Annotated in this window: 17 protein-coding genes and 1 pseudogene; 11 read left to right on the top strand and 7 right to left on the bottom strand. The window is 69.8% G+C overall.

The window, feature by feature from the left end:
* The first annotated feature begins 85 nt into the window (after positions 1-85).
* Positions 86-943, top strand: a complete 858-nt coding sequence (locus tag F0344_RS02125) for a polysaccharide deacetylase family protein (RefSeq protein ID WP_185297138.1) — start codon at positions 86-88, stop codon at positions 941-943.
* A gap of 33 nt (positions 944-976) precedes the next feature.
* Here F0344_RS02125 and F0344_RS02120 read toward each other — a convergent pair whose 3' ends face one another.
* On the bottom strand, positions 977-1,636 hold the full coding sequence (locus F0344_RS02120; protein ID WP_185297137.1) for a class F sortase: 660 nt from the start codon (positions 1,634-1,636) through the stop codon (positions 977-979).
* A 346-nt stretch (positions 1,637-1,982) separates the two neighbouring features.
* Here F0344_RS02120 and F0344_RS02115 point away from each other — a divergent pair, with 346 nt between their 5' ends.
* On the top strand, positions 1,983-2,462 hold the full coding sequence (locus F0344_RS02115; RefSeq protein ID WP_185297136.1) for a hypothetical protein: 480 nt from the start codon (positions 1,983-1,985) through the stop codon (positions 2,460-2,462).
* 97 nt (positions 2,463-2,559) lie between these two features.
* Here the strand turns inward: F0344_RS02115 and F0344_RS02110 are convergent, their stop codons facing one another.
* Both F0344_RS02110 and F0344_RS02105 read right to left on the bottom strand, forming a co-directional pair.
* Positions 2,560-3,117, bottom strand: a complete 558-nt coding sequence (locus tag F0344_RS02110; RefSeq protein ID WP_185297135.1) for a hypothetical protein — start codon at positions 3,115-3,117, stop codon at positions 2,560-2,562.
* A gap of 354 nt (positions 3,118-3,471) precedes the next feature.
* On the bottom strand, positions 3,472-4,239 hold the full coding sequence (locus tag F0344_RS02105) for a bestrophin-like domain (RefSeq protein WP_185297134.1): 768 nt from the start codon (positions 4,237-4,239) through the stop codon (positions 3,472-3,474).
* 792 nt (positions 4,240-5,031) lie between these two features.
* Here F0344_RS02105 and F0344_RS02100 point away from each other — a divergent pair.
* The 3 genes from F0344_RS02100 to F0344_RS02090 all read left to right on the top strand — a co-directional run bounded on the left by F0344_RS02100 (position 5,032) and on the right by F0344_RS02090 (position 9,207).
* Positions 5,032-6,012, top strand: a complete 981-nt coding sequence (locus F0344_RS02100; RefSeq protein ID WP_185297133.1) for an SCO0930 family lipoprotein — start codon at positions 5,032-5,034, stop codon at positions 6,010-6,012.
* A 202-nt stretch (positions 6,013-6,214) separates the two neighbouring features.
* Positions 6,215-7,033, top strand: coding sequence for an SAM-dependent methyltransferase (locus tag F0344_RS02095; RefSeq protein ID WP_185297132.1), 819 nt, complete (start codon positions 6,215-6,217; stop codon positions 7,031-7,033).
* Entirely contained in the window at positions 7,030-9,207 is a 2,178-nt protein-coding gene (locus tag F0344_RS02090) for a putative bifunctional diguanylate cyclase/phosphodiesterase (RefSeq protein WP_185297131.1), read from the top strand. The genes F0344_RS02095 and F0344_RS02090 overlap by 4 nt, the downstream gene beginning before the upstream one ends.
* Before the next feature lie 347 nt (positions 9,208-9,554).
* Here the strand turns inward: F0344_RS02090 and F0344_RS02085 are convergent, their stop codons facing one another.
* Positions 9,555-10,457 carry a LysR family transcriptional regulator gene (locus tag F0344_RS02085; RefSeq protein ID WP_185297130.1) on the bottom strand — a complete coding sequence of 301 codons (903 nt, stop codon included), beginning with the start codon at positions 10,455-10,457 and terminating at the stop codon, positions 9,555-9,557.
* A gap of 96 nt (positions 10,458-10,553) precedes the next feature.
* On the opposite strand from F0344_RS02085, the gene F0344_RS02080 reads away from it, so the two are divergent.
* From F0344_RS02080 to F0344_RS02070, 3 genes are read left to right on the top strand one after another with little or no spacing between them, the layout of a single operon-like run.
* Positions 10,554-11,261, top strand: a complete 708-nt coding sequence (locus tag F0344_RS02080) for a succinate dehydrogenase (protein WP_185297129.1) — start codon at positions 10,554-10,556, stop codon at positions 11,259-11,261.
* A gap of 1 nt (position 11,262) precedes the next feature.
* Positions 11,263-13,212 carry a fumarate reductase/succinate dehydrogenase flavoprotein subunit gene (locus tag F0344_RS02075; protein WP_185297128.1) on the top strand — a complete coding sequence of 650 codons (1,950 nt, stop codon included), beginning with the start codon at positions 11,263-11,265 and terminating at the stop codon, positions 13,210-13,212.
* Positions 13,209-13,955 carry a succinate dehydrogenase/fumarate reductase iron-sulfur subunit gene (locus F0344_RS02070; protein WP_185297127.1) on the top strand — a complete coding sequence of 249 codons (747 nt, stop codon included), beginning with the start codon at positions 13,209-13,211 and terminating at the stop codon, positions 13,953-13,955. Before F0344_RS02075 ends, F0344_RS02070 begins: the two co-directional genes overlap by 4 nt.
* A gap of 78 nt (positions 13,956-14,033) precedes the next feature.
* On the opposite strand, the pseudogene F0344_RS02065 reads toward F0344_RS02070, so the two are convergent.
* Together F0344_RS02065 and F0344_RS02060 are read right to left on the bottom strand one after the other, a co-directional pair.
* Positions 14,034-14,546: pseudogene (locus F0344_RS02065) on the bottom strand (ABC transporter); the annotation flags it as partial.
* 97 nt (positions 14,547-14,643) lie between these two features.
* Positions 14,644-15,657 (bottom strand): MsnO8 family LLM class oxidoreductase, encoded by a 1,014-nt coding sequence (locus F0344_RS02060; RefSeq protein ID WP_185297126.1) that lies wholly within the window; start codon positions 15,655-15,657, stop codon positions 14,644-14,646.
* 103 nt (positions 15,658-15,760) lie between these two features.
* Between F0344_RS02060 and F0344_RS02055 the strand changes: the two genes are divergently transcribed.
* Positions 15,761-16,249, top strand: coding sequence for a phosphatase domain-containing protein (locus F0344_RS02055; protein WP_185297125.1), 489 nt, complete (start codon positions 15,761-15,763; stop codon positions 16,247-16,249).
* Between the two features lie 17 nt (positions 16,250-16,266).
* On the opposite strand, the gene F0344_RS02050 is transcribed toward F0344_RS02055, so the two are convergent.
* Entirely contained in the window at positions 16,267-16,482 is a 216-nt protein-coding gene (locus F0344_RS02050; RefSeq protein ID WP_185297124.1) for a dodecin, read from the bottom strand.
* Positions 16,483-16,683: 201 nt separating this feature from the next.
* Here F0344_RS02050 and F0344_RS02045 point away from each other — a divergent pair, with 201 nt between their 5' ends.
* The gene (locus F0344_RS02045; RefSeq protein ID WP_185297123.1) at positions 16,684-17,937 is read left to right on the top strand and encodes an extracellular solute-binding protein; all 1,254 of its coding nucleotides are present in this window, start codon (positions 16,684-16,686) and stop codon (positions 17,935-17,937) included.
* A gap of 384 nt (positions 17,938-18,321) precedes the next feature.
* On the top strand, positions 18,322-18,801 hold the full coding sequence (locus F0344_RS02040) for a nitroreductase family deazaflavin-dependent oxidoreductase (protein ID WP_185297122.1): 480 nt from the start codon (positions 18,322-18,324) through the stop codon (positions 18,799-18,801).
* Positions 18,802-18,981: the final 180 nt, after the last annotated feature.

The following is an 18,981-nucleotide window of genomic DNA, read 5'->3' as shown; positions in this document are numbered from 1 at the left end:
GGTTCGCTGGTCCCATCGGGTGCAAAACGACCTGCTCACGGTGTCGGGGATGCGTGCGGGTGGACGGGCGTGCGAGCAGTTGGTCATGAAATCCGATCAGCAGCCTCAGCAACGACCGGACCGACGTGCACTGCTCCGGCTGGCCCTCGGTCTGGGAGCCGCCGCCACCGTGCACCTGATCGCCGCGGACCCCGCTGCCACCCCCCTCCGTCCCGGGGGCGCGCCGCCCGCGGGGGGAGGAGCCGCGGGGCCGCCCGCGCAGGCGGGGGCGAGGCCATCGGCGTACCGCCTCCAGCCCATGACGGACCGCACCCCGCCCCGGTTCCGGAGGGCCGCGCCTCCTGTACGCACCAGGCCGCTGGAGGAGCTGCCGGACCTCGGGCGTTCCATGGTGCTCAGCTTCGACGACGGCCCCGATCCCCGGTACACCCCGGGCATCCTGGCCACCCTTCGCAAGCACCGGGTCCGGGCGATGTTCTTCGTCTGCGGCGAGATGGCCGTCGACAACCAGGACCTGCTGCACGAGATGGCGGACGACGGGCACGTCGTCGCCAACCACTCCTGGTCCCATCCGCTGATCCCCGGGCTGTCCCGGGCCGGTATCCGCGACGAGTTGGGCCGTACCAGCGACATCGTCGAGAAGACGCTCGGCGAAGCGCCGCTCTGGTACCGGGCACCGTACGGGGCGTGGAACCGCAACTCGTTCGAGATCGGGGCCGCGCTTGGCATGGAACCCCTCGCGTGGACCGTCGACACCCTGGACTGGACGGCCCCGGGCACCGGCACCATCGTCCGCCGGGTCCTGGACGGTGCGGCGCCCGGCGTCGTCGTGCTCTCCCACGACGCGGGCGGCGACCGTTCGCAGAGTGTCGCCGCCCTGCGCCGGTACCTGCCCGAACTGCTCGCCGACGGCTACCGCATCACCGTTCCGCACAGGATGTGAACAGGTGGTGGCGGGGGAGCGCGCGCTCACGGTTCAGCGTGTGGCGACCATCCGGGCGAAGACGACCACGTTCCCGTCGTAGCCGCCGGCCTTCGAGTAGGCGCCGCCACAGGTGATGACCCGGAGCTCCGCATGACCCGTGTCGCCGTACACCCGGGCACCGGGAAAGTCGTTCTTGGCGAAGACGTCGACCCCGTACACCTCGAACACCGCGACCCGGCCGTCGTACCGGGCGACCTCGACGCGCTGCCCCTTCTTCACGGCGCCCAGACCGTAGAAGACGGCGGGCCCCGACTTGTTGTCGACGTGGCCGACGACCACGGCGGTGCCCCGCTGGCCGGGCGAGATGCCGTTCTGGTACCAGCCCGCGAGGTTGGGGTCCTCGGGGGGCGGCGCCTCGATCCAGCCGTTCGGGTCCAGATTCACATCGATCATCGGTGCGTCCACGCGGATCGAGCCGATCTTCACGCGGGCCGCGGGCGCGTACGGCAGCGGCTGGACGGGCTCACCCGCGAGCGGCGCCGCAGCGGGGTCCTGACGCTCCTTCAGCGAGGCGGCGGCCGCGGGCTGCGGTGGTCCCGCGGCGATATCGGTGCCGTTCCGCATGAGGGCGAGGCCCGTGAGCAGCACCAGGGCGATCGCGCCCCACGGCGCGCGCCTGGTCCGCTCGGCTCCCCATTGGTCCCGGCCCATGGTTCTCCCTTCGTCGCGACGATTGGAACGCTAAGGGCGGGGCGCGGCGACGGCGATCAGGGAAGGGCGAACGGGTGGCGGCCGGACAGGGTGTCAGCGGGCCCGTCACCCTTGAGGCGTTCGGATCGGGCCCTTCGGAGTAATGAGCAGATAAAACTTCTGACGGCCCGTGACCTGCGGCTCCGTCAGATTTATTGGCTTCCGCGCGGTGTGTCGGCTCACCAGGGTGGAGCAGTGCCGAAGTGCGACAACCCGAAGAACTGGTGAGTGTTCGTCATGGGACGCGTAACCGTCGATCCATTCCGGAGGACATGACTCCGGGGCGCTTCCCGCTGGAGGTTCAACGATGCGTGCTTCACGCGCTCTCGCGGTGACCGCGACCGCCTTCGCGGCTGTCGGGCTCTCGGCGCCGATGGCTGCCGCGACCAACGGTCCGACCAACGTCACCGTCAACCCGTTCTCGGTGCACCAGGGCGCCACTATGCAGGTCAGCGCGATGGGCTGTGGCCACGGCGGCAAGGTGTGGTCGAACGCCTTCCCGACGACGACCCTGTCCGCTGGTTCCACCGGATACGCCACCGCCCAGATCCGGGCCAACGCCACCCCGGGGCACTACAACCTCTCGGTGAAGTGCAGCGACAACCCCCGGGTGGCCACGCAGAAGTTCACCGTGCTCGCCGGTCAGGGGGCCAACGGCGGTTTCGGCGGCTCCATGGGCCCGAGCTCGGTCGAGATGCAGATCGGTGGTGGACTGGTGGCCGCGTCGGCCATCGGTGGCGCCGTCTTCATCGTCCGTCGCCGGCGGACCGGTCATGCGGCCGTCTAGGGCGTCGAACCTCCCGCCCGGCCCGATACGCCCGTCGCCCCGGGTCCTGGATCAGGACCCGGGGCGACTGTCGTGCGTCCGGCGGTTCATGGGCCGGTCAGTGGCTGCCTCGCCGCTTGCGCATGACATACACGGCGCCGCCCGCGGCTGCCAGCACCAGGGCGCCGCCGGCAGCGACCTCGCCGGCGTCGATGCCGTCGACGCTGCCGCCCAGACCGCCCTGCACCCCACTGGGGGCGACCGCGGTGGGACTGGCCGGAGCGGTCCTGGTGGGCGTGCTCGTGGGTGTCCTCGTGGGTGTACTCGTAGCACCGCCCGTGATGGTCAGGTCGACCATGCGGACGGTGCCGCCGCAGCTGAACCGCACTTCGTAGACCGCCCCCCGCTTGGCGTCCCAGTCGACCGTGGCCGTGGCCGACTGCCCACTGGGGATCGTCGTCGTGTCGAACACGCCCGATGACGCGGTGGCGGCCACGTCGCACCCCATGGCGCCCAGGGTGACCTGGCCGCCCGGCGCTATCACCGAGGGGGTGACCGACGGGGTGAACGACGTGTCCGGGCCGTTCGTGGCGGCGTATGCGGCCGTGGCCGGGGCCGTCAGGACGAGAGCGACGGAGCCGAGCAGGGCAGTGGGTGCGACACGTATCGCGCGCATGGTGAATCCTCCGGGTCCCCGAGGAGCAGTTGCGGAACGGTTTCCACATAGCAGCAGAAATGCACCTCGATGCCCGAAACGCTAGAAGTGCCTCATATCACCCGCGATCGGGGTCCGGCGAATGGGGCACCTTTGTCCCCCGGCCGGGCGCACCGGAGAGGTGCCGGCCGGGGGAGGGCGGGGGTCCGGTGGCTAGGTCCTGTCTGGAGTTCCAGCGCGGGAGAAGGAGCGGCGTCCGGTGCCGTCGAATCCAAGGCGGAGGAGGGAGCGATGGCGGAGCCCTCGCGACTGACGACAACGCCGGAGGCGGCGGTGCCGGACGCCGCGACGCCGCGGGGGAACTCCAGACAGGACCTAATCGCGAGCGGCGTCCGGAAACAGATCGACGAACGGTGCGGTGGTGGCCGAGATGCCCCGCCCGAAGGGTGAGTCGAAGTCCCAGATCAGGAAGAGCAGGAAGGCGATCAGCACGCTGAAGAGGCCCGCGAGCAGCAGTTCGCGGAACGTTCTGCGGATCTGCAGCGTGAAGATCAGCCCCACCGTGACCATCGCCCCGGTGATCAGGCCGAACCACACCACCCCGGGCATCGTGGCCCCCGCGCTCTGCCCCCGGGAGCCGCGTGCGTCATCGGCCGCGGCCACCTGGTCCACCAGTGGCTGGTACGCCTGCCCCTCGTGATCGGTCCGCGGCTGGTACTCGGTCACATCGGCCCGGACGCGGTCCAGCAGCCGGGTGCCCCGCTCCGTGAGGCTCCCGGTATCGGTCATGGCCTTCCACTCGTCGTCGATCACATAGGCGACATAGGCATCGACATCGGCGCGGATACGGTCGCGGACCTCCACCGGATAGACGGAGGAGCGTGCGCTCACCTCGTGCAGGGCCTGGGCCTCCAGGCGTACGGACTCCTGGGCCGCGCTGCGCCCCTCCCAGACGCCCGCGATGGCGAGGCCGAGGACGATCGCGTACACCACGCCGATCATCATCGTCATGTACTCGATGACGTCCGGCGTCTCGGACGGGTCGTCGTCCTCGCCGATGCGCCGGTTGTTGAGGACCGCGATGGTGAGCACGACTGCGCAGGCCGAGGCCATGGCAATGGTCAGAACAAGCCATTCCGACATGCAGTATCTCCGTGGATCAACGGGACGAGCGCGGCCGCAGAACGGCGACTGCGAATACCGCGGGAGCGGTGATCAGCAGGGTGAGCGAGACCAGGGACGGGCCGCTTCGCGGTGCTTTACGGGCGGTATTGCGGTAGGTGGGAAGGGCCACGGTCCTGGGCGGAGGGGGCTTCGGGCGCGCCGAGGGCGGCGGCGCGGGTTTCGGTTCCGGCGGAGCGAGGGCTGGGAGCGGCGGCGGTGGTGGTGGCTCGGGGGCAGGTGGAGGCGGCGTGGGAGGAGGCGGAGGAGGTGGTGGCTCAGGAGCCGGCGGCGGGGGAGGAGGCGGAGGAGGCGGAGGAGGCTGTGGTGGCTCCGGAGGGGGTGGTGGTGGAGGGGGAGCCGGCGGAGGCTCCGGAGGCGGGGGTGGAGGCGGCTCGGGAGGCGGTGGCTTACAGCTCCCCCCGCCTGCCACGGCGACCGACGAACTGCCGTCGTCCTGCCCGGTGGAGGCGACCGCGCAGCTGTCACCGGTCGCGGGCACGGGCACCGCGCACAGCCAAACGAGTGCGGCGGCTGCCGAGAGCCGCCCGATGCGAGATCCGTACACGAGCGGGATCATCGGCCCGGCCCGGGCCGGACACGCCCGGACGGGCGAGGGTTCCCCTGATGGTGTGGACCTTGTTCGGTTCGCGTTTGCGGGCAGGGAAACATTCTGGGCGTCCCGTTGAACGCGGAGGGGCCGGCCACCCGTACCTAGGGCCATGAACGGCGCGGGCTCGCGTCGCAACCGGCATACGGACAACGGGAGTCGACATGAACACCTGGCGCAACGCCTCGCTCGCGGTGACGGCGACGGCCCTGCTCGCCCTGACGGCGGCGTGCGGTCAGGAGAAGGGCACCGCCGGTCCGAACGGGCAGGTCGTGGGCAACGCCGTCCCCGCCGAGCAGCCGGCCGACGGCGGATACGGCTCCGACGGCGGCTACGGCTCGGACACCGCAGGGAACACCGCCGCAGGAGAGGCGGCCCCGCCCGAGGAAGCCGGGCAGCTCGCCGTCCGGAACAGCAAGAACCTGGGAAAGGTGCTCACCGACAGCGCGGGCTTCACGCTTTACCGCTTCGACAAGGACACCGCGAACCCACCCGCGTCGAACTGCGAGGGCGAGTGCGCGAAGACCTGGCCGGTCGTGGCCGCGGGCAACGCGGTCGCCGCGGCGGGTACCGACGCCGCACTGCTCGGATCGGTCGTACGCGCCGACGGGAGCAGGCAACTGACGGTCGCGGGCTGGCCGATGTACCGGTACGCCAAGGACACCGGTCCGGGAGACGTCAACGGGCAGGGCGTCGGCGGCACGTGGTTCGCCGCCGCACCCGACGGGAAGAAGGCCGCCGCCGTGAACGCCGGAGCGGGCGGCGCCGCGGAGCCGGCCGGCCTCGCGGGACTTTCGGTCCGCAAGGACCCGAAACTCGGCGACATCGTCGTCGACAAGCGCGGAATGACCGTGTACCGGTTCAAGAAGGACACTGCGTGGCCGATGAAATCAGCATGCGCCGATGACTGCCTCAAGAAGTGGCCCGTGGTCGAACCTGTGGCCAAGAATGAGGTGGAGGACATCACGACGAAGGGTTATGTCACCTTCGACCGGCCCGACGGTATCAAGCAACAGACGCTCGACTGCTGGCCGATTTACACCTTCTCCGGCGACGTCAGGCCCGGAGACACCAACGGGCAGGGTGTCGGGGGGACATGGTACGCGGTGTCACCCGACGCCAAACTGGTCGGAGCGTCCAAGTAGGAGAATCCCAGGGCCGGTGTGCCGGTCCGTCGCCGAATGTTCACCCGCAGCGACGGACCGCCGCACATGCCTCTGGAGTGTGACCAATAACGGACCGCGAATTTCCGTTTCCGCTCGCTCTCCTGGCGGTCGGTCAGTAGCCTCTGGTCAACACTGACCATGAACATGGCCGGATCGCCGTGGCGACTTGTTGGAGACATCGATGGAGCGTCCCGCCTGGGCACCGCAAGGCATTGACATTTCAGTGCCGAGCGTGTCCCGCATGTATGACTTCTATCTGGGCGGCTCGCACAATTTCGAGGTGGACCGGGAAGCGGCCCGTAAGGCCATGGAGTTCATGCCGGGCCTTCCCAAGATCATGCAGGCGAATCGCGCCTTTATGCGCCGGGCCGTGCAGTACGCCGCAACCGAGGGCATCAGTCAGTTTCTGGACATCGGTTCCGGCATTCCGACGTTCGGTAATGTCCACGAAGTCGCCCTGGCCGGAGACCCGGCGGCCAAGGTGGCGTACGTCGATCACGACCCGGTCGCCGTCGCACACAGCCAGGCCGTGCTGGAGGGCGTCGACAACACCGTGATCGCCGCAGCCGACCTGCGCCGCCCTCAGGACATCCTGACGAACCCCGCGATCTCCGGACTCCTCGACTTCGACCGTCCGGTGGCGCTGCTCCTCGTCGCGGTACTGCACTTCGTCGAGGACGCCGACGACCCGTACACCGCCGTCGCCGAACTGCGCGAGGCGCTGGCCCCCGGCAGTCTGCTCGTGATGACCCATGCCTCGTACGAGGGGATACCGCTCACCGAGGAAGAGGCCGGCGGCGCGGTCGGCGTCTACCGCCACATCCGCAACCCGCTCGTCATGCGCTCGCGCGCCGAGGTGAGCCGGTTCTTCGAGGGGTACGAACTGGTCGACCCCGGCCTCGTCTCGATGCCCGAGTGGCGTCCGGACGCGCCCGTGACGGAGGGCCAGGAAGACCCGTTCGCCTTCTCGGGCTTCGCAGGAGTGGGACGCAAGGCGTGAGCATCCCTGCCCAGGCGTCCGGCACCCCGGACGCGGAACCGGACGGTCCCGAGGGCCGGCTCCGGAGATTCGCCACGATCTGGAGCCGGGCGATCTTTCCGTCCACGGCCACCTCCATGACCCGCCAGGAGTTCGAACAGCATCTGCTGCCGCTGGCACGCGAGCTGAGCGAGATCCTGCACGCGCGGCCCTTCGACCCGGCGCCCGCGCACGGGATCGGGGCCGCGCTGGTCGCCGCGCACTGCACGGATCCCGACGCGCTCAGCTCGACGCTCGGCGTCATCGACTCGTACCTGGTGCTCTACTGCGGAAGCAACGCAACGCCGGCGTTCTCGACCGAGGACAGCCGGGCCCGTTGCGCACGGATGCAGCACGCGCTCGCCGGCGGATTCTCGCTGGCGCTGCGCGAGCGGACCCTCGCCGAACAGGAGGCCATCGCCCGCTCGGCGCTCGCCGCCCGCTCCCATGCCGAACACGCCCTGCACGCGACCGAGGCACGGTTCCGCGCCGTGTTCAAGGACGCCGCGATCGGCATCGGCATCGCGGACCTGGAGGGCAACATCCTGGAGGTCAACGACACCCTCACCCGGATGTTCGGCGGCCTCGAGCACCACGTCCGCAGCCACAAGGTGCCCGAGTGGGTCCACCCCGAGGACTCACCGAACGTGTGGAAGTACTACAACGAGCTGGTCAGGGGCGAACGCGAGCACTACCACGTCGAGAAGCCCTACTACCGCAACGACGGCACCGTCCTGTGGACCAACCTCACGGTCTCGCTGCTGCGGGACTCCGAGGGCCGGCCCGAATACCAGCTGGCGCTCATGGAGGACACCACCGAGCGCCGCCTGCTCAACCTGCGGCTGCGCTACGAGGCCACCCACGACGCGCTCACCGGGCTACCGAACCGCACCCTGTTCTTCGAACGGCTGGAGAAGACCCTCGCGGCGAAGGGCGGGACCCGCTTCGGGCTCTGCTACCTCGACCTCGACGGCTTCAAGGCGATCAACGACAGCCTGGGCCACGCGGCGGGGGACCGGCTGCTCGTCGAGGTCGCGGACCGGCTGCAGAGCTGTGCGACCGCGCCGGGCGAGATGGTGGCGCGGCTCGGCGGCGACGAGTTCGTCGCCCTGACCACCGGGCCGCACACCGAGGACGAGGTCGACGAGCTGGCCTGCCGGATACTCGGCGTGCTCGCCACGCCGATCCGGCTCGACGGCCGCGAGCTGACGGTGCGGGGCTCCATCGGCGTCGTCGAAGGACCGGCCGCGGGGGCACGTACCGCCGCAGAGGTCCTGCGCAGTGCGGACATCACGATGTACCGGGCGAAGTCGGCCGGTGGCAACCGCTTCGAACTGGCGGACGCGGAGGCCGACGCCCGTGCGATCACCCGGCACGGGCTGACCACGGCGCTGCCTGCGGCGCTGGACCGGGGCGAGTTCTTCATCGAGTACCAGCCCCTGGTGCACCTCGGCGACGGCAGCGTGCACGGAGCGGAGGCGCTGGTGCGGTGGTGCCATCCGCAGCACGGCGTGCTCGGCCCCGACCGGTTCATCCCGCTCGCCGAACACACCGGTCTCATCGTGCCGTTGGGGCGCTGGGTGCTGGAGGAGTCCGTGCGGCAGGCCAACTTCTGGAAGGAACGGCACAGCGACGGAGGGCCGCTGAGGATCAACGTCAATCTCTCGCCGACCCAGCTGCACCATCCGCGGCTGGTCGCCGAGACCGTGGACGTACTGGAGCGTTCAGGTCTGGAGCCGGGCGCGCTGTGCCTGGAGGTCACCGAGTCGGCACTGATCGGCGCGGACGACGATCTGCTCAAGCCGTTGCGTCAACTGGCCGAGATGGGCGTGGACATAGCGCTCGACGACTTCGGCACGGGCTACTCGAACCTGGCGAACCTCCGGCGGCTTCCGGTGAGCGTGCTCAAGCTGGATCGTTCGTTCACGCAGGGAATGCAGCAGCACCCCGCCGACCCGGTCGACCTGAAGATCGTCGAGGGCATCGTGTCGCTGGCCCACAGCCTGAATCTGGCCGTGACGGTGGAAGGAGTGGAGACCGGCGCCCAGGCGGAGCAGCTACGTCAGTTGGGCTGCGACACGGCCCAGGGCTGGTACTACGCCCGTCCGGGCGCGCCGGACCGCATCCACGCCCTGCTGCTGGCCGACGCGGTGTGAGGGGGCGGGGCGCGGTACGGCTCCGCCCCAGTTGCCGGGCGGGCCGGACTGTCCTCAAGCTCCGGGCGGCCTGAGAAGCTCCACTCACACGCCGGACAGACCGGAAGGCTGCCGTCACACGCCGGACGGGCCGGAAGGCTGCCGTCACACGCCGGGCGGGCCTGGTTTCGCCCCTGACACACGGCGAAGCCAGGCTCGTCCGCGACGCGTATCAGGCTCGTCCGCGACGCGGTATCAAGCCTGTCCGCGACGCGTATCAAGCCCGTCCGGCGGGCGAGGACGGGCGGGCGGGGGCGAAGCCGCCGCGAACACACACCTACCCGCGCCCGCACCTCCGACGCTCAGCCTCACCCGTGACCGCCCGCACGCCCCCGCCCCAGCAGCACCCTCTGCAGCTCCCGCGCAGCCCGCGGCGGTGCCACGTCACTGCGGTGGGCCAGCGCGATCGTCCGGCGCAGCCCCGGCGAGGCCAACGGTGTCGTCCGCAGGTCGTGCCCGGCCTGGTTCGCGACCATGCTCGGTACCACGGCCACGCCGAGCCCCGCCCGTACGAAGCCGAGGACCGCGTCCATCTCGCCGCCCTCCACCGTGAACGACGGCTCGAAGCCCTCGGCCCGGCACGCGGCGACGGTCAGTTCCCGCAGGTCATAGCCGTGCCGGAACATCACCAGCGGCTCGCCCTGGAGATCGGCGATCCGCACCCGCCCCTTCCGCCCCGGGGCCGGCCCCGCGGCCGACGACACCACGACCAAGTCCTCCTGCAGCAGCTCCACCGTCGTCAGCGCGGGTGACGCGGCGGGCAGGGGGAGCACGACGAGCGCGAGATCCAGTGCCCCACGCGCCAGCTGCCGTACGAGATCGTGCGAGCCGCCCTCCTCCAGCAGCAGCTGGATTCCGGGGTGCAGATCGTGGAAGGCCCGCAGCACGCCGGGCAGCAGGCCCGTGCAGAGACTGGGTGTGGCCCCGAGCCTGATGCGGCCCCGGCGCAGCTGGACCAGTTCCTGCACCTCGTGCCGCGCCGTATCCGCGTCGGCGAGGATCCGGCGGGCCAGCGGAAGCAGTGCCTCGCCCGCGTCGGTCAGGGCGATGTTGCCCCGGGCTCGGCTGAAGAGTTCGGCGCCCAGCTCGCTCTCCAGCGCCTTGATCTGCTGGGAGAGCGAAGGCTGAGAGACGTGTACCTCCTCGGCGGCGCGGGTGAAGTGCCTGGCCTCGGCCACGGCGACGAAGTAGGCGAGCTGCTGGAACTGCATAAGCCGACGATAGCCGGGCTCGATAGGGAAAGCCTATGGAAATGAGCCATTCTATGTCTTGGACTGATGAGACCCTGCGGCCTTAGCGTCGTGTCCATGGCATTGGCAACACGGACGGACCGGCGGCCGTCCATGACGCGCACGCTCTGGGACTCAACCGTCGGCAAAAAAACGATCATGGCCGTGAGCGGCCTGGTCATGCTCCTCTACCTGGTCGCCCACATGATCGGGAACCTGAAGATCTTCTTCGGGCCCGGGGAGTTCAACCGTTACGCCCACTGGCTGCGGACCATGGGGGAGCCCGTCCTCCACCACGAGTGGGCGCTCTGGCTCGTCCGCGTGGGACTGGTCGCCGCCGTCGTCCTGCACGCGGTCTCCGCGTACCAGCTGAGCCGCCGCGACATCAGGGCCCGCCCCAGCAAGTACGTCCACAGGAAGCCGCGCGCGAGCTACGCCACGCGCACCATGCGCTGGGGCGGAATCATCCTGGCGCTGTTCATCGTCTGGCACATCCTCGACCTGACCACCGGCACCGTGCACCCGGGCGGATTCCAGTCCGGACATCCGTACCAGAACGTCATCGACACCTTCTCGACCTGGTACGGCAACGTCATCTACATCGCCGCGGTGCTCGCCCTCGGCCTGCACGTACGGCACGGGTTCTGGAGCGCCGCACAGACCCTCGGCGTGGGCAACGCGACCCGCGACCGCATCCTCAAGACGACGGCCAACACCCTCGCGCTGGTGCTGACTGCCGGATTCGTCTCCGTGCCCGTCGCCGTCATGACCGGAGTGGTGAGCTGAAATGAGCGACTACACGCAGTACGGGACGGGCGCGCCGCTCGTCGACGAGAAGGCTCCCACGGGCCCCGTGGCCGACCGCTGGGACACCCGCCGCTTCGAAGCCAAGCTCGTCAACCCGGCCAACCGCCGCAAGCACACCGTCATCGTCGTCGGCACCGGTCTCGCCGGCGGATCGGCCGGTGCCACGCTCGCCGAACAGGGCTACCACGTCGTGCAGTTCTGCTTCCAGGACTCACCCCGCCGCGCCCACTCCGTCGCCGCCCAGGGCGGCATCAACGCCGCGAAGAACTACCGCAACGACGGCGACTCCGTGCACCGGCTCTTCTACGACACCGTCAAGGGCGGCGACTTCCGGGCCCGTGAGTCCAACGTCCACCGGCTCGCCCAGATCTCCGTCGAGATCATCGACCAGTGCGTCGCCCAGGGTGTGCCCTTCGCCCGCGAGTACGGCGGGCTCCTGGACAACCGCTCCTTCGGCGGCGTCCAGGTCTCCCGCACCTTCTACGCCCGCGGCCAGACCGGGCAGCAGCTGCTCCTCGGCGCCTACCAGGCACTCGCCCGGCAGATCGCCGCCGGCAACGTCGAACTCCACGCCCGTACGGAGATGCTCGACCTGATCGTCGTCGACGGAAAGGCCCGCGGCATCGTCGCCCGCGACCTGATCACCGGGAGGATCGACACGTACTTCGCCGACGCCGTCGTCCTGGCCAGCGGCGGATACGGCAACGTCTTCTACCTGTCGACGAACGCCATGAACTCCAACGCCACCGCCGTCTGGCGCGCCCACCGCCGCGGCGCGTACTTCGCCAATCCCTGCTTCACCCAGATCCACCCCACCTGCATCCCGCGCACCGGCGAGCACCAGTCCAAGCTGACGCTGATGAGCGAGTCACTGCGCAACGACGGACGCATCTGGGTGCCGAAGGCCGAGCGCGACGAACGGCCCGCCAACGACATCCCCGAGGACGAGCGCGACTACTACCTGGAGCGCGTCTACCCGGCCTTCGGAAACCTCGTGCCCCGCGACATCGCCTCACGGGCCGCGAAGAACGTCTGCGACGAAGGACGTGGCGTCGGCCCCGGCGGGCAGGGCGTCTACCTGGACTTCGCCGACGCCATCGCCCGGATGGGAAAGGCGAAGGTCCAGGAGAAGTACGGAAACCTCTTCGACATGTACGCCCAGATCACCGCCGAGAACCCGTACGAGACACCCATGCGCATCTACCCGGCCGTGCACTACACGATGGGCGGGCTCTGGGTGGACTACGACCTCCAGACCACCGTTCCCGGCCTCTTCGCGATCGGCGAGGCGAACTTCTCCGACCACGGTGCCAACCGCCTCGGAGCCTCGGCGCTGATGCAGGGGCTCGCCGACGGCTACTTCGTCCTGCCGTCGACGATCAACGACTACCTGGCCCGCAATCCGCACACCGACGAGGTCGACGCCACACACCCGGACGTCGCCGCGGCGGTCGCCGAGACCGAGGACCGGATCAACCTGCTCCTCGCCGTCGACGGCGACCGCACCCCCGACTCCTTCCACCGGGAGATCGGTGAACTCATGTGGGAGTTCTGCGGAATGGCCCGCACCGAGGAAGGCCTGCGCAAGGCCCTCGACCGGCTCCCGCGGATCCGGGAGGAGTTCTGGCGCCGCATCAAGGTGCCCGGCACCGGCGAACAGTTCAACCAGTCGCTGGAGAAGGCCAACCGCATCGTCGACTACCTGGAGCTCGCCGAGCTCATGTGCCTCGACGCCCTGCACCGCGCCGAATCCTGCGGCGGCCACTTCCGCGAGGAGTCACAGACCCCCGAGGGCGAGGCTGCCCGCCGGGACGAGGAGTTCTCGTACGTCGCCGCCTGGGAGTTCTCCGACACGGGCGACGCACCCGTCCTGCACAAGGAAGACCTCGTCTTCGAGTACGTCCACCCCACTCAGCGGAGCTACGCATGAAGCTCACCCTGCGCGTCTGGCGCCAGCAGAACGCGGACACGCCCGGCGCCATGACCACCTACGAGATCGACGGGATCTCCCCGGACATGTCGTTCCTGGAGATGCTCGACACCCTCAACGAGGAGCTCATCGTCGAGGGGGACGAACCCGTCGCCTTCGACCACGACTGCCGCGAGGGCATCTGCGGTGCCTGCAGTCTCGTCATCAACGGTGACGCGCACGGCCCGGAGCGCACCACCACCTGCCAGCTCCACATGAGGTCCTTCCAGGACGGCCAGACGATCGACGTCGAGCCGTGGCGGGCCTCCGCCTTCCCGGTCGTCAAGGACCTGGTCGTCGACCGCTCGGCCTTCGACCGGATCATCCAGTCCGGCGGCTACATCTCCGCTCCTACCGGCACCGCTCCCGACGCGCACGCGACCCCCGTGCCGAAGCCGGACGCCGACTTCGCGTTCGAACACGCCGAGTGCATCGGCTGCGGCGCCTGCGTGGCGGCCTGCCCCAACGGCTCGGCGATGCTCTTCACCTCGGCGAAGGTCAACCACCTCAACGTGCTGCCCCAGGGCGCGCCCGACCGTGAGACCCGCGTCCTGGACATGGTCGCCACCATGGACGAGGAGGGCTTCGGCGGCTGCACCCTGACCGGGGAGTGCGCCACGGCCTGCCCCAAGGGCATCCCGCTGCCGTCGATCGCCGCGATGAACAAGGAGTGGCTCCGGGCCGCCCGCAAGGTCCGGCGGTAGCGGCGCCGGTCCCCGTCGCCATCGGACGCCGGAAGCCGGTCGTCGATCCCCACACGCGTCTTCTCCTGACGCGCTCGGTCACACTCCCAGCGCCCGGGCCGGATACGGTGCCGTACGGCTTCCCCGCGTCCTTGCGACCTCCGCCGGCGTGCCCAGGGCGACGATCCGGCCGCCCTGGTCGCCACCGCCGGGGCCCAGGTCGATCACCCAGTCGGCCCCCGCCACCACGGCCATGTCGTGCTCGACGACCACCACCGTGTTGCAGGCGTCGACCAGGCCGTGCAACTGCCGCATCAGCACCTCGACATCGGCGGGATGCAGCCCGGTCGTCGGCTCGTCCAGCAGATACAGGGTGTGGCCGCGACGGGAGCGCTGGAGTTCCGTGGCGAGCTTGATGGGCTGGGCCGCACCGCCGGACAGCTCCGTCGCGGGCTGGCCGAGCCGCAGATGGCCGAGGCCCACATCGAGCAGCGTGCGCAGGCTGCGCCCGGCCGCCGGGGTCCCGGCGAAGAACGTGGCCGCGGACTCCACGGTCAGGTCCAGCACCTGTGCGATCGTCAGGCCGTTCAGCGTGACGTCCAGGGTCTGCGGATCGTGGGGGTGTGCATGGGTGCGACTCCGAACCGATCGGCAAACGGCATGAACGGTTGATTCCAGGCGTAAGGGAGGTGAGCGGGGACGGGCGGCATCACATGCCGCGCAGGCCGGCGACCCGTGCGAGCCGGTGCAACGAGTCCACCAGGCCCTCGCGGTCGTACGAGCTGGTGGTGACCAGTACCTCATCCGCCCCGGTCTCCTTGATGACCAGTTCCAGTTCCGCGGCGACCTGCTCCTCGGTGCCGGCCACGTGCCCCCGCAGCCCGCTCTCGTAGAAGCCCCTTTCCTTCGGGGTCATCGTCAGCGACTCGATCCGCTCGGCCGGAAGGAGTGGCGGGAAGGAGCCGTGAGTCCGCGAGTAGGCCATGGACCAGGCCTCCGGGACGAGCAGCCGCCGGGCGTCCGCCTCCGTCCCGGCGACGGCGACCGTGCCGGCCACGACGACATAGGGGGTCTGTGACCAGGTGGACGGGCGGAAGTCCCTGCGGTAGTCCTCGATGACACGCACCAGCTTCTCCCGGCCCCGCAGATCGCCCACGACCAGGGGGAGACCGGCCGCCGCGGCGATCGTGGCACCCTCGCCCGTCGCCAGGACGTACGGCGGTATGCGCAGCCCCTCGGCCGGGCGGGCGTGCACCTGCGGATACGTCCGCTGGCTGCCGTCCAGCCAGCCGAGCAGCTCGGTGAGGTGTACGGCGAAGTCGTCGGCGTCCTCCTTGTCACGGCCCAGCGCCCTGCGGATGCCGTCCGTGAAGCCCACCGACCGCCCCAGGCCCATGTCGATCCGCCCCGGGAACAGCGAGGCGAGCACTCCGAACTGCTCCGCCACGACGAGGGGCTGATGATTGGGCAGCATCACTCCAGCGGTGCCCACCCGGATGACCGAGGTGGCGGCGGCGACGGCCGCGGCGAGCACGGTCGGCGCCGAACCCGCGACGCCGGGCACGCTGTGGTGCTCGGAGACCCAGAAGCGGTGATAGCCGAGGGCCTCGGCCGTGCCGGCCAGCCGTACGGTGTCGCGCAGCGCCTCGGCGCCGTCGTGCCCTTCGCGCGTGCGGGAGCGGTCCAGGACGGAGAAAGGGATGCGTGCGGTCACAGAGCTCACGTCTCGTTCAACGCGTGTGCTCCCCGGGGATTCCCGGGGATGCCCAGCGATCCGCGCGCCTGCTCAGGAGCGCGGGCGGTCCGGGTCTTCTAGGCTCAGCCGGATGAGAGACGACGCCCGGCCGCTGGCCGTATTCGATCTGGACGGGACACTGGCGGACACCGCCCACCGGCAGCATTTCCTGGAGGGCGCCCGGCGCGACTGGCAGGGCTTCTTCTCCGCCGCCGTCCACGACCCTCCTCTGACGGAGGGCATCCGGCTGCTGGTGGCGAGCGCGCGGGAGTGCGATGTCGTGTATCTGACCGGCCGGCCGGAGCGCTGCCGCCGCGACACCCTGGCCTGGCTGGCGCGGCACGGGCTGCCGGAGGGGCGCGTCCACATGCGCCGCAACGACGACCGGCGCCCGGCCCGCCGCACCAAGCTGGAGATCCTGAAGCGGCTTGGCCGGGAGCGTGACGTCCGGGTCCTCGTCGACGACGACGAACTGGTCTGCGACGCGGCCGAGGCGGCCGGTTTCGACGTGGTGAGAGCCCGCTGGGCGACGCCCTCACCCCTACTGGAGGACGCGCAGGAACGCGAGGGACGCACCTGATCACGGAGCAGTCCCTGTCAGGCGCCTTCGTCGAGCCGGAAGCCCACCTTGAGGCCCACCTGGTAATGCGCGATCCGGCCGTCCTCGATATGACCGCGCACCTGCGTCATCTCGAACCAGTCGAGATTGTGCAACGTTTCCGAGGCCCTCGCGATGCCGTTGCGGATCGCGCCATCCACACCTTCCTCGGAGGTTCCTACGATTTCCGTGACCCGATACGTGTGATTGGACATCAAATGTCTCCTCTCGTGCTTCCACGGTGCCTCACCGGCGCGCGGTGCGCGAGGCGCCGGGTCCGCTGAGCCGCCTTTGACCGGCCCTTGACCTACCCATTGGTCCATACCAAAATCCAGCCACACGCCCGTGCGAGCGCCGCCCGCAGTCCCCCACACCGGGTCTCTGTTCCGTCGTGCCGTTTCGCAGAAGGTGACCACGTGAAGAACCGCTTGCTGGCCGGAGCCGTCGCGCTCGCATCCTCCGTCGCTCTGAGTGGCTGCGGCCTTCTTCCCGGTGCGGGCGGAGGTGATGTCACGGTGACGGTGTGGCTGATGAAGGACAGCGTTTCGCAGGATTTCCTGGACCGCTTCACGGCGTCGTACGAGAGCGACAACCCCTCGGTCCAGCTGGACTTCAGGATTCAGGAGTGGGGCGGTATCGGCCCCAAGGTCATGGCGGCCCTCGACAGCGACGACGCGCCGGACGTCATCGAGGTGGGCAACACGCAGGTCGCGCAGTACGCCGAGAGCGGCGGACTGCGCGATCTGACCCTCGAATCGATGCGTGACCTCGGCAGCGAGGACTGGCTGCCCGGCCTCGCCGAACCCGGAAGCATCAACGGCGTGCAGTTCGGGATCCCCTGGTACGCGGCCAACCGCGTGGTGGTCTACAACAAGGAGCTCTTCGCCAGGGCGGGTGTCAGGACACCGCCCACCACGCGCCGTGAATGGATCGAGGACACGCAAGAGCTCAACAGCTACGGCACCCAGGGCATCTATCTCGCCGGACAGAACTGGTACGTACTCGCCGGGTTCATCTGGGACGAGGGCGGTGAACTCGCCGACGAGAACGGCGGCGACTGGCAAGGCGCGCTCCACTCGCCCGCCGCGCTCAAGGGAATGGACTTCTACAAGGAACTCCAGGCCCTCGGCAACGGACCCAAGAACGCCGACGAGGAGAAGCCCCCGCAGACCGAGGTGTTCTCCAGGGGCGATGTCGCGCAGATCATCTCGGTCCCCGGCAGCGCCGCCCTGATCGAGCAGAAGAATCCCGGACTCAAGGGAAAAATCGGCTACTTCCCCATACCCGGCAAGACGGCCAGGGCCCCGGGCTCGGTCTTCACCGGCGGTTCCGATCTGATCGTGCCGAAGAAGGCGGAGCACCGCAGAGCGGGCATCGACGTGATCAAGGTGCTCGCGAGCAGGAAGTGGCAGACGGAACTGGCCAGGACCATGAGCTACGTCCCCAACAAGCCGAGCCTCGCCCCCGTCATCGAAGGCCAGGAAGGCACCGCGGCGATGGCCGAGGGAGCTACCCGGGGCCGCGCCACCCCCAATTCACCCCAGTGGGCGGCCGTGGAGGCCGCCAACCCGATCAAGCCGTACATGACCGCCGTACTCGAAGGCGGCGACCCGGTCGCGGAGGCCACCGCGGCTTCGGAGCGCATCACGGCGATCCTCGCGCGCGGCTGACCACCTCCTCGCGCGCGTGACCGGCCCCCTCCCGGCCGGGTTTAGGTCCTGTCTGGAGTTCCCCCGCGGCGTCGCGGCGTCCGGCACCGCCGCCTCCGGCGTTGTCGTCAGTCGCGAGGGCTCCGCCATCGCTCCCTCCTCCGCCTTGGATTCGACGGCACCGGACGCCGCTCCTTCTCCCGCGCTGGAACTCCAGACAGGACCTAGCCGCCACCGAGTTTGACGGAGCCGAGCCCAGGGAACTCCTGGCCCAGGCCGAGGTCTCACACGAGCCGGGCGGAAACCCGGCCCGGGAGGGCACCGAACGCCTGAGCAGCACGTTCGTACCCGGCCGGGGCGGGAACCATCGCGGGGTACATTCCCCACAGCACGGAGGTAGTCAGCATGCCGCTCAAAGGCGAGTACGAGCCCAGCGCGAACAAACTGGTCAGGGACCAGGTGGCACTGTACGAAAGCTCCGGTGGCACGAAAGGGACGACGCTGGGCAGCCTGGTCGGTCCGGACGACGAGAAGCGGCGGGACCTGCCCGTCGTCCTCCTGACCACCCGGGGCGCGAAGAGCGGCAAGATCCGCAAGACCCCGCTCATGCGCGTGGAGCACGACGGCAACTACGCCGTGGTCGCCTCCTTGGGCGGAGCCCCCAAGCACCCGGTCTGGTACTACAACGTGGTCGCCGACCCCCGGGTGGAACTCCAGGACGGACCGGTGCGCCAGGACATGCTGGCGCGCGAGGTGACCGGGGAAGAGAAGGCCGTGTGGTGGGGACGGGCGGTCGAGGCGTACCCGGACTACGACGACTACCAGAAGAACACGGACCGCGAGATCCCGCTCTTCGTCCTGGAGCCGGTGGCCGAGGAGCACTGACACCGGCCCGGGGCCCGTCCGGCACGCGGCCACGGCCCCCAGGATTCTGTTGACGCACTGGTCCGCACTGGTCCGCACTGGTCCGCACCGATCCGCACCGATCCGCACTGGTCCGCACCGGTTCCGCAGGAGGGGCACGCGCCCGGGATTCAGCCGTCGCACATCCCCGCTCTCCGTTGC

This window comes from Streptomyces finlayi, from assembly GCF_014216315.1.
Lineage (GTDB): Bacteria > Actinomycetota > Actinomycetes > Streptomycetales > Streptomycetaceae > Streptomyces > Streptomyces finlayi_A.
The sequence above is the reverse complement of the archived record's forward strand: the minus strand, read 5'-3'. Positions and strand labels throughout refer to the sequence as shown.

What these genes read in the sequence shown, in the direction of transcription:
- F0344_RS02055 (WP_185297125.1), top strand. Translation starts at nt 15,761, where the DNA reads ATGAGAGACGACGCCCGGCCGCTGGCCGTATTCGATCTGGACGGGACA.
- F0344_RS02125 (WP_185297138.1), top strand. Translation starts at nt 86, where the DNA reads ATGAAATCCGATCAGCAGCCTCAGCAACGACCGGACCGACGTGCACTG.
- F0344_RS02110 (WP_185297135.1), bottom strand. Translation starts at nt 3,117, where the DNA reads ATGCGCGCGATACGTGTCGCACCCACTGCCCTGCTCGGCTCCGTCGCT.
- F0344_RS02040 (WP_185297122.1), top strand. Translation starts at nt 18,322, where the DNA reads ATGCCGCTCAAAGGCGAGTACGAGCCCAGCGCGAACAAACTGGTCAGG.
- F0344_RS02050 (WP_185297124.1), bottom strand. Translation starts at nt 16,482, where the DNA reads ATGTCCAATCACACGTATCGGGTCACGGAAATCGTAGGAACCTCCGAG.
- F0344_RS02070 (WP_185297127.1), top strand. Translation starts at nt 13,209, where the DNA reads ATGAAGCTCACCCTGCGCGTCTGGCGCCAGCAGAACGCGGACACGCCC.
- F0344_RS02105 (WP_185297134.1), bottom strand. Translation starts at nt 4,239, where the DNA reads ATGTCGGAATGGCTTGTTCTGACCATTGCCATGGCCTCGGCCTGCGCA.
- F0344_RS02075 (WP_185297128.1), top strand. Translation starts at nt 11,263, where the DNA reads ATGAGCGACTACACGCAGTACGGGACGGGCGCGCCGCTCGTCGACGAG.
- F0344_RS02100 (WP_185297133.1), top strand. Translation starts at nt 5,032, where the DNA reads ATGAACACCTGGCGCAACGCCTCGCTCGCGGTGACGGCGACGGCCCTG.
- F0344_RS02095 (WP_185297132.1), top strand. Translation starts at nt 6,215, where the DNA reads ATGGAGCGTCCCGCCTGGGCACCGCAAGGCATTGACATTTCAGTGCCG.
- F0344_RS02115 (WP_185297136.1), top strand. Translation starts at nt 1,983, where the DNA reads ATGCGTGCTTCACGCGCTCTCGCGGTGACCGCGACCGCCTTCGCGGCT.
- F0344_RS02080 (WP_185297129.1), top strand. Translation starts at nt 10,554, where the DNA reads ATGGCATTGGCAACACGGACGGACCGGCGGCCGTCCATGACGCGCACG.
- F0344_RS02120 (WP_185297137.1), bottom strand. Translation starts at nt 1,636, where the DNA reads ATGGGCCGGGACCAATGGGGAGCCGAGCGGACCAGGCGCGCGCCGTGG.
- F0344_RS02085 (WP_185297130.1), bottom strand. Translation starts at nt 10,457, where the DNA reads ATGCAGTTCCAGCAGCTCGCCTACTTCGTCGCCGTGGCCGAGGCCAGG.